Source organism: Hymenobacter segetis (assembly GCF_038448715.1).
Taxonomy (GTDB): Bacteria; Bacteroidota; Bacteroidia; order Cytophagales; family Hymenobacteraceae; genus Hymenobacter; species Hymenobacter segetis.
Genome location: NZ_JBCEVZ010000004.1, coordinates 61,369 through 76,504, shown reverse-complemented (window position 1 = coordinate 76,504; position 15,136 = coordinate 61,369). Strand labels below are relative to the sequence as shown.

The window sequence follows — 15,136 nt, the reverse complement described above, 5'->3', positions numbered from 1 at the left end:
GCGTCTCTACCCCGTTCAATGTCGCCACCCTACATCCCATGCAGGTGCTTGGTGAAGTCGCCGTACATCACCCAATCTTCCCAGCGCTTGCGGTGCGGGGCAACTTTGCCGCGCAGGTATTTCTCAATCATCAGGCCCGCCGCCGGAGCCGCGCTGGTGCCCCCGAAACCACTGTTTTCGATGAACACGGCAATGGCAATTTTGGGGTCCTGTACCGGGGCGAAGGCGGCGAAGGTGGCGTGGTCGAAACCGTGGGGGTTCTGCACGGTACCGGTTTTGCCGGCCATCGTGATGCCGTATTGCGAGAGCGAGGCCAGGTTGCCGGTGCCGCCGTTACCGTCCACCACCATCTCCATGCCGGGGATGATGTATTTGAACAGTGTCGTATCCACGGCCGTGTAGTGCTTCTGCTGGAACTCCGGCAGCGGGCCGCCATTGCCGATGCCGCGCACGAAATGCGGCGTGTAGTAGTAACCCCGGTTGGCAATGGTGGCCAGAACATTAGCCATTTGCAGGCCCGTGATGCCGATTTCGCCCTGCCCGATGCTGAGCGAATACACGTTGCGGAAGCTCCAGCGGTGCTGGCGGTTTTCCTTTTTATTGAAAAACTTGTGGTCGTAGAATTCCGGTGACGGAATCAGGCCGCGCTTTTCCTGGCTCATGTCCACGCCCAGCTTTTCGCCCAGGCCGAAGGACTTCACCATTTTCTGCCACTGCGCCAGTCCTATATGGGCATCGTCGTATTTATTCGGGGCCTGCCCGCGCTGCACCACGGCACGCAGCACCTGGTAGAAATAGGGATTGCAACTGTTTTTGATGGCAATGCTCACATTGCCCGGATATTCATGTCGGTGGGTGCATTTCACCAGCTTCTGATTACACTCGAAGCCCGTGCTGGGCTGCACAACGCCCAATTGCAAGGCCACCAGTTCATTCACCAGTTTAAAAACCGAGCCCGGCGGGTACGTCGCCATCAGCGGCCGGTCGAATAACGGCCGGTCGGGGTTGTTCAGCAGGGCCATATAGCGGTTGCCCGAGCCCTTGCCCGTGAGCAACTTAGGGTCGTAGCGCGGGGCTGAAACAAAGGCCAGAATCTCGCCCGTCTTCGGGTCGATGGCCACTATGGAACCGCGCCGGCCCGCCAACAGCTGCTCGCCATAGGCCTGCAACTCGGCATCAATGCTCAGGTGCAAATCCTGCCCGGCCACCGACAGCGTATCGAACTCCCCACCCCGGAACTTGCCTTTTTCGATGCCGCGCACGTTCACCATCTTGTACTGCACCCCGCGCCGGCCCATCAGCGTTTGCTCGTAGTAAGACTCCAGACCCGAAATCCCCACGTTTTCGCCGGGCTGGTACTTGGCGTACTTGGGTTTCTCAAGAAAAGCGGGCGTAATGGCCCCCACGTAGCCCAGGGCGTGGGCCAGGTTGGGTGTGCGGTAGGCCCGCGCCATGCGCGTCTGGGTGCGGAACCCCGGAAAGTCGCCCAGCTTGTCGAGAATGATTGCCAAGTCGGCCGTCGTCAGGTTTTGCAGGATGGGCGAGGGCTTGACGCGCGAATACTTTTTAGCCGCTATTAGGCTGGCCCGCAGGTCCTCCAGCGGGATTTGCAGCAATTCAGCGAAGCGGAGTGTATCAAGGTTCTTCACCTCTCGGGGCACCACCATCAGGTCGTACACCGGCGTGTTCTGCACCAGCGGCACGTTTTTACGGTCGTATATCAGCCCGCGGTACGGCGTCTGCACCAGGCGCTGCAAGGTGTTTTTGTCGGCGGCCAGCTTGTACGTTCCGTCCAGCACCTGCATGAAAAACAGGCGGGTGAGGAAGATGAGCGCCACCACCAGAAAGATGCCCTGCACGACGTATTTGCGGCCTTCGAGGTATTGCATAGTTCACGTTTGTCATCCTGAGCAGAGCGAAGGACCTTACCACGCTTGCACCCGTTATAGTTCGGTAAACAGTTCAGCGGTGATAAGGTCCTTCGCTCCGCTCAGGATGACAGAAATAACAAAATTAACTCCTCCCCCGGCGCACCGGGAAGAACAATAGCTGCACAATCAACAACGAAAGGCCGGTAAAGAGTGCGCTCACCAGCATTTTCCCCAGCGTGGTGCCGAAATGCCGGAAGCTGCCCAGTTCCAGCAGGAAAAACGCGGCGTGGTGCAGCAGCACCAGCAGCGTCAGGTATACGCCAAACCACTGCCAGCCCATCTGGTGCACGTTCACCGAGTCGGCGCTGTCGTAGCCGTCACGCGGGGTGAGCAGGCGTAGCACCCACGGCCGTAGAAAGCCCAGCAGCACCGCCGCCGCCGCGTGCAGCCCGCCCGTATCATAAAAAATATCCATGGTCAGCCCCATGCCGAAGGCCAGCAGCAGCTGCACCACAATGGGCGTGGCCAACGGCAAAAACAGCAGGAAGCCCAGATAGAAAAAGCACCAGCCCAAATCAAACAGCACCAGCCGGCTGATGAGCATAATGTGCACGCCCGCATACAGCAGAAAGCGCAGCGTCTGCACAAAAATGAACCGTAGGCCGTTCATGGACGCGCCCCTCCTTTCGGCAGGATGCCCGTGTGGGTTTCCACGGTATCGCGCTCGGGCTTGTTGCGGTTGGTCACAATGTACACGTAAGTCAGATTGGCAAAATTGACTCCCAGCTTCACCCGGATGGTCCAGAAATTCTTATCCGGCTCCTTCACGAAGGACTCGATGGTGCCAATGAAAATACCCTCGGGAAATACCGAGTTGTAGCTCGATGTCATCACAGTATCGCCCTTCACCAGCTTGGTTTCGCGCAGTACATTGTCCAGCAGCGCGTGGGTAGGGTCGTCGCCCTGCCACTTGATGGTGCCAAACGTGCCGTCGCGCTTGATTTTGGAGGCGATGCGTGTTTGCGAATGCAGCAGGCTGGTAACGGTAGCGTAATGCTCGCTCACCACTTTCACGCGGCCTACCACGCCGCCCGCCGCTATTACGCCCTTGCCGGGTACCACACCATCGGCGCTGCCTACGTTTAGCGTGAGATAGTTGTCCACATTATGCAGCATGTTGTTGATAACGCGGGCCGGAATAAGTGGATAACTCGGGTCGCGGGCTGGAATGCGCTGCTGCCCGAGCAATAAAGTATCAGGCCTGGTAGCCGGCCGCTGGTAGCGCACGCGCTTCAATGAGTCGGTGCGGGCCGGGGGCAACGCCACCGAATCAGCTTCACGGCGCACCGAATCGGCCGGGTACAGCTGCTGGCGGAGCGCGGCATTTTCGGCGGCCAGCTGCTGGTTCATCTCGGCCAGATGGAAGTAATCCAGAATCTGGGTGCGGCGGGCCAGCACCGTGCCCGCGTAGGTATTGGCCGAATTAAAAAACGCCGCCCGTTGGTATGAATTACTGGTAATAAATAAATACAGACTTATGATTTCCAATAAGCCAAATACCAGCGCCCCGCGGAAGCGAAATAGGAAAAGAAATAAATTCCGCACGGGGTTAACCGAATTAATTAATTGGCAATTGAACGACTAGCAAAAGAACGTCATGCTGAGCGTAGTCGAAGTATCTCTACTGCGAAGAGTAATCCAATCGAAAGGGATTAGTTACGCGGTAGAGATGCTTCGACTACACTCAGCATGACGTTCGATTATTATCCTGTAATTACGTCAGCAGCACACCTTTAAAAGCCTGGATATCCTTGATAGCCTTGCCGGTACCGCGCACCACGGCGCGCAGCGGGTCTTCGGCAATGTGAATCGGCAGCTTGGTTTTGGCAGCCAAACGCTTGTCCAAACCGCGCAATAGCGCGCCGCCGCCGGTGAGGTGAATACCGTTTTCGTAAATATCGGCCGACAATTCGGGCGGCGAAATTTCGAGGGCTTTCAATACGGCTTCTTCAATTTTCGCCACCGATTTATCGAGGGCAATGGCAATTTCCGAGAACGTTACTTTAATAACTTTCGGAATGCCCGTCATCAGGTCGCGGCCGCGCACTTCGTGGTCGGGTGGCGGCACGTCGAGCTCGGTGAGGGCCGCGCCAACCTCAATCTTGATACGCTCAGCCGAGCGCTCGCCGATGAGCAGGTTGTGCTGACGGCGCATGTAGTCGAGGATGTCTTGGTTGAAGACATCACCGGCAGTTTTAATCGACTGGTCGCACACGATGCCCGACAGCGCGATAACCGCGATTTCCGTCGTCCCGCCTCCGATGTCGATAATCATCGAGCCCACGGGCTGCTCTACATCGATGCCGATGCCAATGGCGGCGGCCATGGGCTCCTGAATCATCCAGACTTCCTTGGCCCCGGCGTGCTCGGCGGAGTCCCGCACAGCGCGTTTCTCCACTTCGGTGATGCCTGACGGGATGCAGATAACCATGCGGTGCGACGGCTGAAACAGCCGGTTCCGCGTGTCAATCATCTTAATCATGCCCTTAATCATTTCCTCGGCGGCGTGGAAATCGGCAATTACGCCATCCTTCAGCGGGCGGATGGTGCGGATGTTATCGTGCGTTTTTTCGTGCATCTGCTGGGCTTGGCGGCCCACGGCGATGACTTTATTGGTGGTGCGGTCTTTAGCGATGATGCTCGGCTCATCCACCACGATTTTGTCGTTATGGATAATGAGCGTATTGGCCGTACCCAGGTCGATGGCGATGTCGCTGGTCAGGAAATTAAAGAAACCCATTGAGTTAGCTGCAATAAGGCGGAGTCCGGTTATAGGGTCGGACAGAATAATGCGCAAAGGTACGGAAGGTTTGCGCGGGCATGGTGAACGGAGTTATGGCATTTATGGAAATGAGTCTCCCGTCATTACGGGGAGAGCGCAGCGCGCAACGCAGCAATCCGTCCTCACATTGCGCTAACCTTGAATTGTGATAAATTTTCCTCTGAGCACAAAAGCCCCGACTCTTATGCAGAGGCGGGGCTTTGTCACATTATTGGGTTGGTCAACTCGTCACACAGTAGGGTGCGGGGCTTGCCCCCGCCCGTCGTTGAACGGCGTCGTTGAAACGGCACAAACGACGGGCGGGGGCAAGCCCCGCACCCTACATCTTTTCGCAACCCAAGCCTAGTGCTTGAAGTGCCGCACGCCCGTGAGCACCATGGCCATGCCCAGTTCGTCGCAGGCTTTGATGCTGTCGGCATCCTTGATGGAGCCGCCGGGCTGCACCACGGCGCGGATGCCGGCCGCGCCGGCAATTTCCACGCAGTCGGGGAAGGGGAAGAAAGCGTCGGAGGCCATAACAGCACCGTGCAGGTCGAAACCGAAGGTGCGGGCCTTCTCAATAGCCTGACGCAGAGCGTCAACGCGGCTAGTCTGGCCGACGCCGGAAGCCAGCAACTGGCCGGCGCGGGCCAGCACGATGGTGTTGCTCTTGGTATGCTTGCAGATTTTGCCGGCGAAAACCAGGGCCTCCGTTTCCTCAGCCGTGGGAGCCGACTGGGTGACGGTGCGGAAATCTTCGGCGGTTTCCGTCTGACGGTCAGCGTCCTGCTCAATGATGCCGTTGAGCAGGGTTTTGATTTGCTTCTTAGGAAACTCAACGGGCTTTTGCAGCAGCAAAATCCGGTTTTTCTTGCTCTGGAGCACGGGCAGCGCGTCGGCGGCGAAGCTGGGCGCAATCAGGACTTCGAAGAACAACTGGTTGAGCTCGACGGCGGTGGCCGCGTCTACTTCCTTGTTCACGATGATGACGCCACCGAAAGCGGAGGTCGGGTCGCAGCTCAGGGCGTTCACGTAGGCCTCGCGCAGGGTGGCGGCCTGGGCCACGCCGCAGGCATTGGTGTGCTTGAGGATGGCGCAGGCCGGCTCACCGTCGGTGAATTCAGCCATGAGGGCTACAGCGGCATCCACGTCAACGAGGTTGTTGTAGCTCAGCTGTTTGCCGTGGAGCTGGTCGAAGAGCGCCGTCAGGTCGCCGTAGAAGGTGCCGGCCTGGTGGGGGTTTTCGCCGTATCGCAGGGGCGTGGCGGGCTGGGCACTGAGGCGCAGGGCGGTGCCGGCTACGGCGGTGCCCTGGCTCATGTATTGGAAAATCTCGGTGTCGTAGTGCGAGGTGGTGGCGAAGGCGGCGGCAGCGTAGTGGCGGCGGTCTTCGAGGTCGGTAGTGCCGTTTTTGGCGGTGAGCAGCTCGGTCACGGCCGCGTACTGGTCGCGGCTGCTGATTACGAGCACGTCGCGGAAGTTTTTGGCGGCGGCGCGCAGCAGCGAGATGCCGCCGATGTCAATTTTCTCGATAACGTCCTGCTCCTCGGCTCCGCTGGCTACGGTTTCTTCGAAGGGGTACAGGTCAACCACCACCAAATCGATGGGCGGGATGCCGTGCTGCTCAGCCTGGGCGAGGTCGCTGGCTTCGTGGCGGCGGTGCAGAATGCCGCCAAACACCTTGGGGTGCAACGTCTTTACGCGGCCGCCGAATACTTCGGGGAAGCCGGTGAGGTCTTCCACGGCGGTTACTTCGGCCCCTTCATCTTCGAGGAATTTCTGTGTGCCACCAGTGGAGTACAGCGTGACGCCATGCTGGCGCAAAACCTGCACCAGCGGAGCCAGACGGTCTTTGTGATACACGGAAAGCAACGCGGCGCGAATGGGACGGGACGACATAAAACGGGCGAAAAAGCTAGGCACAATTGCCGCCACGAAGGTACGCCCGGGCTTAGCCAGCATCCCGCAGGCTGTGTTACTGAATTGTTACCACCTCATCCGGCGCGCCCAAATCATCCCCGGCCGAACACTGCACCGCTTTGAGAAGTATAGCAAGCTCCGTTGCTTTTCCCGTCCTCGCATATGTCCAACCCCGCTGCCACTTTGCCCGCTACCGAACCCGACCTTGCCGAAACGACTACCCCGGTGCTGACGCCTGCCGAAGCCGAAAAGGCCGCCGCGGAGCTGGCCCCACGCCTGTTTGCCCAGGCCGCCGCTACCGATGTAGAAGGTGGTTTTCCTACTCAGGAATTTGGCTGGCTGCACGCGGCCGGGCTACTCACGGCGGTGCTGCCGGCGGCCCTCGGCGGCGCCGGGCTGCACACGCCGGCGGCCACGCTGCCGCTGTTGCGGGTTTTGCAGCACATCGGGCGGGGCAATCTGGCGGTGGGCCGCGTGTATGAGGGCCATGCGAATGCACTGCTGCTGATTCAGCAGTTGGCCACGGCAGCGCAGGTGGTCCGCTACGCCGCCGACGCCCGCGCCGGGCACTTGTTCGGTGTCTGGAACACTGAAAACCCAGTCGATGGTGTGCACCTGGAGGCCTTGCCCAACGGGCGCTACCGCCTGCGTGGGGCCAAGACATTTGCCTCCGGCGCGGGCCATCTGGCGCGGCCACTCATCACGGGGGCACTGCCTGATGGGCAGGGCTGGCAGCTGTTTGTGCTGCCGGCCGATGCGCAGCCGCCCACGCTGGACCGCTCGTTCTGGCAGCCGCTGGGCATGCGGGCCACCGCCAGCTTCCGGGCCGATTTGACCGGGTTGGAAATCGGGCCGGAGGACCTTATCGGACCACCCAATGCTTATTATCAGCAGCCAGCATTCAGCGGCGGGGCCATCCGGTTTACGGCCGTGCAGCTGGGCGGGGCTGAAGCTGTTTTTGACGAAACCGTTGGCTTTCTGCGCGGCCTGGGCCGCACCGACGACCCTTACCAGCGCCAGCGCCTCGGCGAAATGGCCATTCTATTGGAAAGCGGCCGCCAGTGGCTGCGCGGGGCCGCCGAAAACGCCGCCCGGCCCAATGCAGCTACGGCGGACGGAGCCGAAACTACCGTGGCCTACGCCAACATGATGCGTACTGCCATCGAAACCATAAGCCTGGAGATGCTGCGCCTAGCCGAGCGCTGCGTAGGAGCGCGCGGCCTGCTACGCCCCCAGCCGTTCGAGCGTCTGCACCGCGACCTCACCCACTACCTCCGCCAGCCCGCCCCCGACGGGGCGCTGGCCGATGTGGGCCGTTTTGTGCTCGAAGGCAAGTCGTTTTAGTTGTCCGTTTTTCGTTGTCAGATTTTTTCAGCGTGCTTTCTTTCTCCGAATACCCAGTCCGCGCCGCCAGCCTTGTGGCCGGCCTGGGCTCTACCGTGGTTGTTGCCCCACACCCCGACGATGAGGCGCTGGGTTGCGGCGGCCTGCTGGCCCTGCTGCGTCAGGCCGGGCAGCCCGTGGCGGCCGTGCTGGTGAGCGACGGCACCATGTCGCACCCCAACTCTGTACTGTTTTCGGCCCCGGCGCGGCAAGCGGTGAGGACAGCTGAATTCCGCCATGCCCTCACCATTCTGGGCGCTGATGCAAGAGAGCCGCTCCTTCTGAACCTGCCCGATGGCCGGGTACCCGCCAGTCCAACCGAGCCCGGCTTTACCGAATCCGTAGCGCAGCTGCGCGAGTTTCTGGAGCACCACCAAACCGAAACCGTGCTGGTGCCCTGGCGGCGCGACCCGCACCCCGACCACCGCGCCACAGCCCAACTGGTACAAGCCACGCTAGCTGCCATGCCGCACCTACCACGCCGCCTTGAGTATGTGGTGTGGGCCTGGGAGCGCGCCGCGCCGGAGGACCTGCCCACGGCGGCCGATGCCGTGCAGGGCTTCCGGCTGGACATCGCAGCGGGCCTGAGCCAGAAACAACGAGCCATTACGGCGCACCGCTCACAGGTGGCACCCGGCGTGTTTACGGATGATAGCGAAGGGTTTTTATTGTCGCCGGAGATGCTGGCGCACTTTGCCGGGCCCTACGAAGTTTATTTTGAAGCGCTTGAATCATGAACGAAAACCAGCCCAATACCCTGCCGCCGGAGTATTTTGACCACGTGTACCAAGCCAACCGCGACCCGTGGAATTTTGAAACCAGCCCCTACGAGCGGGAGAAATATGCCGACACGCTGGCCGCCTTACCCCGAACGCAGTACGCCGAAGTCTTTGAAATCGGCTGCTCGTTGGGCGTGCTCACGGCGCAACTGGCCCCGCACTGCGGCCACCTGCTGGCCGTGGATGTGAGCGAGGCCGCGCTGGCCCAGGCGCGGGCACGGTGCGCTGGCCTGCCACAAGTGGAAATCCGGCAGCTGCGGGTGCCCGAGGAATTCCCCAATCAGTCGTTCGATTTAATCGTGCTTTCGGAAGTCGGCTACTATTGGTCGCCGGCCGACCTGGCCCGCGCGGCCGACTTGCTCATCGCCGGCCTGAACCCTGGCAGCCAGTTGCTACTGGTACACTGGACGCCGCCGGTGCACGACTACCCCCTGACCGGCGACGATGTGCACCAGTTCTTCTTGGCCAAAACCACTGAAAATGGCGCGCTGCGCCACCTCGCCGGCCACCGGCACGAAACCTACCGGCTCGACTTGCTGGAAAAGCGCTAGCTCACCGGCCGCCACTCCGCCGCCACGCCACTCCGGATGAGTCGGGGCAATACCAGCAACGCCTGCGAAAGCGGCATTAACGTCATGGTAAGATTGGGACTGTGGACCAGCGCCCACTCCCACAGCACGCCAAATGTGGCCGACTGCTGCATTCGGGCCAGCACCGTGGCTACGGGCAGCCCCAGCCGGGTCATAGTTGCGTCTGGCTCGGCCCCCGGGTGGGTGGCCCAGCAGGCACAAAGCTGGCGGCGCAACTGCCACCGCCGCATTAGCTGCACGGGGTTTTCGACATGCGGCTCGCGCTGCTGCTGGCTCATGCGCAGCCATTCGCTCAGCTGCCAGGACAAGCCTACTTCTACTCTACCTTGGCGGCGGGCCGAGGTGAGGACACGCACCCGGGGGCTGTGGCGCAGGGCCAAATCATGCCGGCGCAGCTCCTGGCACAGGGCTTCATCTTCCAAAAATCGAACTTCGGGCAGGCCGCCCACCCGGCGGTAGGCGCGGGCCGTGAGCGCCAGGCTGGCCCCGAAATGCTGGTAATGGCGGGGCCAACGGTCCATGGGCGCGGGGTCAATCAGGTCTTCGAGGCGGGTGCAGAGCAAGTGATAAGCCGCGTCTTGGGCCTGGATGCGTTGGAGCGCCACCGGCGCTTCTTCATGACTGGTCAAAATGCGGCCGCCTACGGCATCGGCCCCGGCGACTATTTCAGCCTGAATAGTAGCCAGCCAATCAGGCGCTACCTGGGTATCGGCATCGGTGCTGGCGATGATACCAAGGGGCTGGCCCACCTGCTCCAGCCGGGCGCAGGCCTCGTCCATCAGCAGGCGGCGGGCGCGGCCTACGTGGGCCGTATCGCCGGTCAGGCACAGCTCGGCTACATGCACCACCAGTTCAGGGAACCGCTGGGCCTGGCGGCGCACCACGGCGGCCGTGGCATCCTGGCAATTATTGGCCAACACAATTACCTCAAAACTATCCGGCGGCAAGGCCTGGCCGCATTCTGTGACTTGAGCGGCGAGGGCAGCCAGCGCGGTGGGCAAGGTGACAGCTTCGTCTTTGGCCGGAATGATGACGCTGATGCGCAGGCCAGCACGGGGCGGCGGCAATTGCTGGCGTAGGCGCGCCGCGCAATGGTCACGCGGCGGGGCCGGCAGCCTCAGTAACGAAGAAATGGGGGCGGTAGCGGTGGCCTCGTGGGCGGCCAGGAAGCGCGCGGGGGTAGCGTGGTCCATTGGGCAGGGTGTACGCCGGGCACTAGCGAAAGGATAAGGCCCAGCTTATTTCCCGAGCCGCCAATGCCCTTATTGATGGGCTTTTGCGCGGTCATTTATCAAATAATCACTGCACTATCACTCGTAGCTGTTTCGGTTATAAATCCCGGTTGAATTTCACAAAAAAAGCCTCTCCTGATTTCAGGAGAGACTTTTTTGTGAAATTCAACCGGGATTAGAATGCCTCGCCGATGGCAAACAGGATGCCGGGCTTGCTACCAGTGCCGCCGGCATAATCAAGACGCAGATTCACCCGGTCGCGGCGGATGAAGTTGAAGCGGATGCCCGCGCCGCCGGCGTATTTCGTATCGCTGAGATTGAACTTGTCGATGTACTGGTTCACGTTGCCCACGCCGCCAAATACGGCCCCGTCGAAGCGCTTCAACCAGCTGACGCTGGTATTGGGGAACAGCTTATGGCGGATTTCGGCCTGGAACATAATCATCTGGCGGTCGCGGAAGCGCTGCTCGTAGATGCCGCGCAGCAGGTTGGCGTTGTTATACAGCGTGCCGCCCAGGTTGGCACCCAGGCCGGCCAGCTCGCGGAAGGGCACATCGCCGGTGTGGAACTGCCCGAGGAATTGCGCGGCCAGAATCGTATTGTTCGAGCCAAGGGGCTGGAAGTGGCGGGCATCGAGCTGGTAGCGCACGAAGCGGTAGTCCGACCCCAGGCCCGTGCCGTTGAACGTAGCGCCGAAATCGAGCAAATCGCCGTGGAAGGCGGCCAGCGGCACATCCCGAGTGTCGTAGGTAATGACCGGGCCGAGACCCGAAATCTGCGTATTCTGCCGCTCGCGGGCCGTCATGCGCCCCTCGTTGTAGAATATGCTGGGGGTTTTATCATCGGTAGCGGTGGCTGGGCCGTGCACATCCGTGATTTTGGTGAAGCGGTACTGCGCGCCAAAAAACAGCTTGGGCGCAATCTGCTTCTGAATCCGCTGGTTGATAATGAATAGTTTATAATCAGTTTCCGACTCGTTGACACTGGAAGTACCGGCCCCTTTGCCGTAGTAATACAGCAGGATATCATAGGCGCTGATTTCGCCATTCAGATAGAATTTCTCGCCCGGCGTGTACACCGAATGCACCAGCTGAATGAGCGACTGACCCTCGGTAGTGGTCCAGTACTGCACCCGGGCATTGGATGGCCGGGTGAGGGTATCGGCCGAAAACCGACCGCTGAGCAGTGCGCCCAGGCCGTAGCCAAGTCCGGTTTCGGCCTGATAGAATAACACCGGAATGGGCAGCAGGCTAAGTGTACCGTTTTTACCCAACTGCCCGAAGGACTTCGTGCTGCGAACCTGCTGTCCGGCCATTGGCACCAGACCAACGCTGCGAGGCGCGGCCGGGGGAGTGGTATAAACCGAATCGAGGGGGGCTGCCGGCTGCGCGGCGGCAGTAAAGCTCAGCCCGGCGAGGGCCAGGGCTGCGAGAGAAAAACGCATGGGAGCGAGGATGAAAAGCAAATGAATTGCCCTATCAACGGATTATGTAGCTCCACGGTTGGCGGTGGCGGCGGCCGGGCCGGCCAAAGGCCTTATCTACCCCGCTAGTGGCGGCTTCTGCCCGCCTACTGGTCCCGTATCAGCAGGCGCTCCACCACCTGCCCCAGGCCCAGGTGCCGGGTCACCAGCTCAGCAGCATCGGCGGGGCGCACTTTGCCGTAGGCTGTGCCTTCGGGATAGATAATGAGGGCCGCGCCGGGGCCTTTTTTGCACTGCTTGCAGAGGTCGAGGCAATTGCAGGTTTGCACCCGCACATGCTCCCGCTCATCACCAGTCAGCAGCTTTTTCAGGCCTTGGATTTTCAACTCTTTTTTCAGGGCCTTGGCTACGTCCTCCCCCACCCCGGATTTCTGGTTGGTGCACACAAAAAGGCGGCGAACGGTACTCATAAGCGAAAGAAAATGGCCAACTGCACCACGCCAACTAATTACGCGGGGCCGTGCCAGTGGCGGTTTTGAAGCTTATACGCGGCCAGCTCGCGGTTCGACCACAGGGTTTGGTACACTTGCTGGTCGTGCAGCAGCTGGGGGTCTTTTTCCATGAAGGCCAGCAACTGCTGGAGCAGTTCGGCCGTCTCTTCTTTCAGGAAATAGTACATCCAGTTGTCGAGCCGGCGCACGTTCACCAAACCTGCATTCTTTAAGTACGATAATTGCCTACTGGTTTTGGTCTGGGTGAAATCCAGCACTTGCTCCAGGTCGGCCACCACCATTTCGTGGTTGCGCCACAGCAAATGCAGGATGCGCACCCGGCTTTCGTCGCCCAGAGATTTAAAAAGTTGCTGACCAAAAGCAACCGTGAAATGTTTCAAGCGCATCTGCTGTCTGAGAAGCGGGAAGTTCGCCCGTCGTTCTTTCTGCCTAAAGTTACCATCGGCCCCGAACCTAGTGCCGTATATTTGTTCTTCCGCTATCTGAATATGCCTGATTTCTTGCGCCTTCGTCGCTTTTCTTTCTTTTTGGCCGCGGCCCTTTTGGTGCTGTTGCTGGCCACGCCGGGCGCGCACGCCCAGGGCAAGCGCAAGGTGATTCAGTTCACCGGCATCGTGGCCACCGGCGACAGCCTGCTGGGCGTGCCCGGCGCTACCATCTACGTGCCCAAAGCCGGCCGCGGCACGGCCTCAAACATCTACGGCTACTTCTCGATGGCCGTGCTGGCCGGCGACAGCATCGTGATTCGCTCGCTGGGCTACGCCAACCAGACCATCGTCATTCCGAAGGATTTCCAGCGTCAGAGCTACTCTGTCATCGTGCAGCTTAAGGAAGATGCCACCGTGCTGCCCGAGGTGCGCGTGTTTCCCTACACCACCGAGCGCGACTTCAAAAAGGCCTTCCTGGCCCTGCGCCTGCCCACCGAGCGCGGCAGCGCCGCCGCCGACAACCTGAACCAGGAGCTGATGAACCGGATTTTCCGCACTCAGCCCATGGGCGCGGTAGCCAACTTCCGCCAGACCATGAGCAACCAGCAGCTCGACTACGACCGCCACATGGGCATGGCCCCCAACCAGTATTCCAACAACCCGCTGCTCAACCCCTTCAGCTGGCTCCAGCTGATTCAGCAGGTGAAAAAAGGCGAGTTCAAGAAGAAGGATACCAACGACGATTATTAATCGACACGGCCGCAGGTTTCAGTAAGTATTGTTAAAAAAGGACGGCCCCCGAACAGTTTGTTCGGGGGCCGTCCTTTTTTATTGAGAATCAGGACTGATTTCTCAGGCACCGGCCGGGCCGGCAATGACCACCTGCATGGCTTCCGGTGCGAAATAGGCCCGGGCCAGGGCTTGCAGCGTTTGAGCATCGGCAGTTTCAATCTGCTGCACGAATTGGGTGTAGTAATCGGCGGGCAGGTTAAGGAACACGAGGCTTTTGTACTTATCGCACTGCTCGAACACGGTGGATAGCTCGTTGGCAAACTTGCCCAAGATGTAGTTTTTCACCGTTTCCAGCTCGTCCTCCGGAATCAGCTCGTCCTGCAGGCGGCGCAGCTCCAGCACAATCTCGCTCACGGCAAAGTCGGCGCTTTCGCCCTTCACATCGGTGCCGATGACGAGGGACGTACCAAACTCACGCGGGGCCACGCTGGCGTAGATGCCGTAGGTCAGGCCTTTGTCTTCGCGGATGTTGCGCATCAGGCGCGAGCCGAAGTAGCCGCCGAACACGTTCACCAGCAGCTTGAGGCGGTGGGTGTCGGGGTGCGTGGGCGCAGGCCAGTGCCGCCCCATGCGGATGGATGCCTGCAGGCTGCCGGCCACCGCCACCCGGTCGGGCAGCGTGGAGATGATGGGCTCGTCAACCACCGGCGCGGCGGCTGGGGGTACTTCGCTGGCGCGGGCCGTGCCGAAGGCGGCAGCCACCAGCTCCTGCTCGGCCGCCACGTCGCCGCAGAGGAAGATTTCGGCATTGCCAAACGAGTACATCGCCTGATGGAAAGCCTGGGCTTCGGCCGCCGTCAGGGCCTGGTAGCCGTCGGCATCGAAGGGCCGGCCGTAGGCCGTGTGGGCCCCAAATAGTAGCTCATTGAACCGCTCGGAAGCGAGGAAGCTGGTTTTTTTGCGCTCCACGCGTACGTTCTGAATGGTGCGGGTTTTGAGCTGCTCCAGCTCGGCTGCCGGGAAGGCGGGGTTGCTGAGCACGTCAATCACCAGCGGCAGCAGCGTGGGCAGGTGCCGCGTGAGGCAGTAGAGCGTGAGCGTGGAGCGGTCGAAACCCGAATCGCACTCCAGCGACGCGCCGTAGAAAGCCACTTCGTCGGCAATCTGGCGGGCGGTGCGGGTGGTGGTGCCCTCCAGCAGCATGCGAGCGGTGAGGGACGCCAAGCCGGGGCGGTTTTCGGCCAGCTTGCCGGCTCGGAACACGGCTTGCAGGCGCACCACGGGCTGGGCATCGTTGGCCAGCACGTGCAGGCGGGCCCCGCTGGGCAGGGTGCGCACAGCGGCATCGGGCAGCGTGACGCGGGCCAGCGGCTGAACGGGAGGGGCTATGGTACGGTCGAGCACCGAAGCAGAAAGCGAAGAAGTAGGCATATGCAATAATAACA

General features: G+C 60.8%; 14 protein-coding genes. 4 read left to right on the top strand and 10 right to left on the bottom strand.

Features of this window, described 5'->3' with window-relative positions:
- Window positions 1-29 precede the first annotated feature (29 nt).
- From mrdA to purH, 5 genes are all read right to left on the bottom strand, one after another.
- Window positions 30-1,889: a penicillin-binding protein 2 gene (gene mrdA / locus AAFH49_RS03100; RefSeq protein WP_342295942.1), complete on the bottom strand. Its 1,860-nt coding sequence runs from the start codon at window positions 1,887-1,889 to the stop codon at window positions 30-32.
- 124 nt (window positions 1,890-2,013) lie between these two features.
- Window positions 2,014-2,517, bottom strand: a complete 504-nt coding sequence (locus AAFH49_RS03095) for a hypothetical protein (protein ID WP_342295941.1) — start codon at window positions 2,515-2,517, stop codon at window positions 2,014-2,016.
- 20 nt (window positions 2,518-2,537) lie between these two features.
- Window positions 2,538-3,476 (bottom strand): rod shape-determining protein MreC, encoded by a 939-nt coding sequence (mreC, locus tag AAFH49_RS03090; protein ID WP_342295940.1) that lies wholly within the window; start codon window positions 3,474-3,476, stop codon window positions 2,538-2,540.
- Between the two features lie 169 nt (window positions 3,477-3,645).
- On the bottom strand, window positions 3,646-4,671 hold the full coding sequence (locus AAFH49_RS03085) for a rod shape-determining protein (protein ID WP_208177625.1): 1,026 nt from the start codon (window positions 4,669-4,671) through the stop codon (window positions 3,646-3,648).
- Window positions 4,672-5,055: 384 nt separating this feature from the next.
- Window positions 5,056-6,591, bottom strand: a complete 1,536-nt coding sequence (gene purH, locus AAFH49_RS03080) for a bifunctional phosphoribosylaminoimidazolecarboxamide formyltransferase/IMP cyclohydrolase (protein WP_342295938.1) — start codon at window positions 6,589-6,591, stop codon at window positions 5,056-5,058.
- A gap of 183 nt (window positions 6,592-6,774) precedes the next feature.
- Between purH and AAFH49_RS03075 the strand changes: the two genes are divergently transcribed.
- The 3 genes from AAFH49_RS03075 to AAFH49_RS03065 are packed head-to-tail and all read left to right on the top strand — an operon-like array spanning window position 6,775 to window position 9,325.
- Window positions 6,775-7,956, top strand: coding sequence for an acyl-CoA dehydrogenase family protein (locus tag AAFH49_RS03075; RefSeq protein WP_342295936.1), 1,182 nt, complete (start codon window positions 6,775-6,777; stop codon window positions 7,954-7,956).
- Between the two features lie 32 nt (window positions 7,957-7,988).
- The gene (locus AAFH49_RS03070; RefSeq protein ID WP_342295934.1) at window positions 7,989-8,732 is read left to right on the top strand and encodes a PIG-L deacetylase family protein; all 744 of its coding nucleotides are present in this window, start codon (window positions 7,989-7,991) and stop codon (window positions 8,730-8,732) included.
- Complete coding sequence (locus AAFH49_RS03065; protein WP_342295933.1) at window positions 8,729-9,325, top strand: class I SAM-dependent DNA methyltransferase; 597 nt, start codon at window positions 8,729-8,731, stop codon at window positions 9,323-9,325. The genes AAFH49_RS03070 and AAFH49_RS03065 overlap by 4 nt, the downstream gene beginning before the upstream one ends.
- Here the strand turns inward: AAFH49_RS03065 and AAFH49_RS03060 are convergent.
- The 4 genes from AAFH49_RS03060 to AAFH49_RS03045 all read right to left on the bottom strand — a co-directional run bounded on the left by AAFH49_RS03060 (window position 9,322) and on the right by AAFH49_RS03045 (window position 12,917).
- Entirely contained in the window at window positions 9,322-10,557 is a 1,236-nt protein-coding gene (locus tag AAFH49_RS03060; protein ID WP_342295932.1) for a glycosyltransferase family 2 protein, read from the bottom strand. The genes AAFH49_RS03065 and AAFH49_RS03060 overlap by 4 nt on opposite strands.
- A 214-nt stretch (window positions 10,558-10,771) precedes the next feature.
- Window positions 10,772-12,040 (bottom strand): BamA/TamA family outer membrane protein, encoded by a 1,269-nt coding sequence (locus AAFH49_RS03055; protein WP_342295930.1) that lies wholly within the window; start codon window positions 12,038-12,040, stop codon window positions 10,772-10,774.
- A gap of 125 nt (window positions 12,041-12,165) precedes the next feature.
- Window positions 12,166-12,489, bottom strand: coding sequence for a (2Fe-2S) ferredoxin domain-containing protein (locus AAFH49_RS03050; protein ID WP_342295928.1), 324 nt, complete (start codon window positions 12,487-12,489; stop codon window positions 12,166-12,168).
- Window positions 12,490-12,527: 38 nt separating this feature from the next.
- Window positions 12,528-12,917 carry an ArsR/SmtB family transcription factor gene (locus AAFH49_RS03045; RefSeq protein WP_342295927.1) on the bottom strand — a complete coding sequence of 130 codons (390 nt, stop codon included), beginning with the start codon at window positions 12,915-12,917 and terminating at the stop codon, window positions 12,528-12,530.
- Window positions 12,918-13,058: 141 nt separating this feature from the next.
- Here AAFH49_RS03045 and AAFH49_RS03040 point away from each other — a divergent pair, with 141 nt between their 5' ends.
- Window positions 13,059-13,709, top strand: a complete 651-nt coding sequence (locus AAFH49_RS03040; RefSeq protein ID WP_342295926.1) for a carboxypeptidase-like regulatory domain-containing protein — start codon at window positions 13,059-13,061, stop codon at window positions 13,707-13,709.
- 102 nt (window positions 13,710-13,811) lie between these two features.
- On the opposite strand, the gene AAFH49_RS03035 is transcribed toward AAFH49_RS03040, so the two are convergent.
- Window positions 13,812-15,122, bottom strand: coding sequence for a M16 family metallopeptidase (locus AAFH49_RS03035; protein ID WP_342295925.1), 1,311 nt, complete (start codon window positions 15,120-15,122; stop codon window positions 13,812-13,814).
- Between the last annotated feature and the right edge of the window lie 14 nt (window positions 15,123-15,136).

Bases quoted from the DNA above. Each gene is read 5' to 3' on its own strand.
- mrdA (WP_342295942.1), bottom strand. From the start codon at position 1,889: ATGCAATACCTCGAAGGCCGCAAATACGTCGTGCAGGGCATCTTTCTG.
- AAFH49_RS03085 (WP_208177625.1), bottom strand. From the start codon at position 4,671: ATGGGTTTCTTTAATTTCCTGACCAGCGACATCGCCATCGACCTGGGT.
- purH (WP_342295938.1), bottom strand. From the start codon at position 6,591: ATGTCGTCCCGTCCCATTCGCGCCGCGTTGCTTTCCGTGTATCACAAA.
- AAFH49_RS03075 (WP_342295936.1), top strand. From the start codon at position 6,775: ATGTCCAACCCCGCTGCCACTTTGCCCGCTACCGAACCCGACCTTGCC.
- AAFH49_RS03065 (WP_342295933.1), top strand. From the start codon at position 8,729: ATGAACGAAAACCAGCCCAATACCCTGCCGCCGGAGTATTTTGACCAC.
- AAFH49_RS03060 (WP_342295932.1), bottom strand. From the start codon at position 10,557: ATGGACCACGCTACCCCCGCGCGCTTCCTGGCCGCCCACGAGGCCACC.
- AAFH49_RS03055 (WP_342295930.1), bottom strand. From the start codon at position 12,040: ATGCGTTTTTCTCTCGCAGCCCTGGCCCTCGCCGGGCTGAGCTTTACT.
- AAFH49_RS03050 (WP_342295928.1), bottom strand. From the start codon at position 12,489: ATGAGTACCGTTCGCCGCCTTTTTGTGTGCACCAACCAGAAATCCGGG.
- AAFH49_RS03045 (WP_342295927.1), bottom strand. From the start codon at position 12,917: ATGCGCTTGAAACATTTCACGGTTGCTTTTGGTCAGCAACTTTTTAAA.
- AAFH49_RS03035 (WP_342295925.1), bottom strand. From the start codon at position 15,122: ATGCCTACTTCTTCGCTTTCTGCTTCGGTGCTCGACCGTACCATAGCC.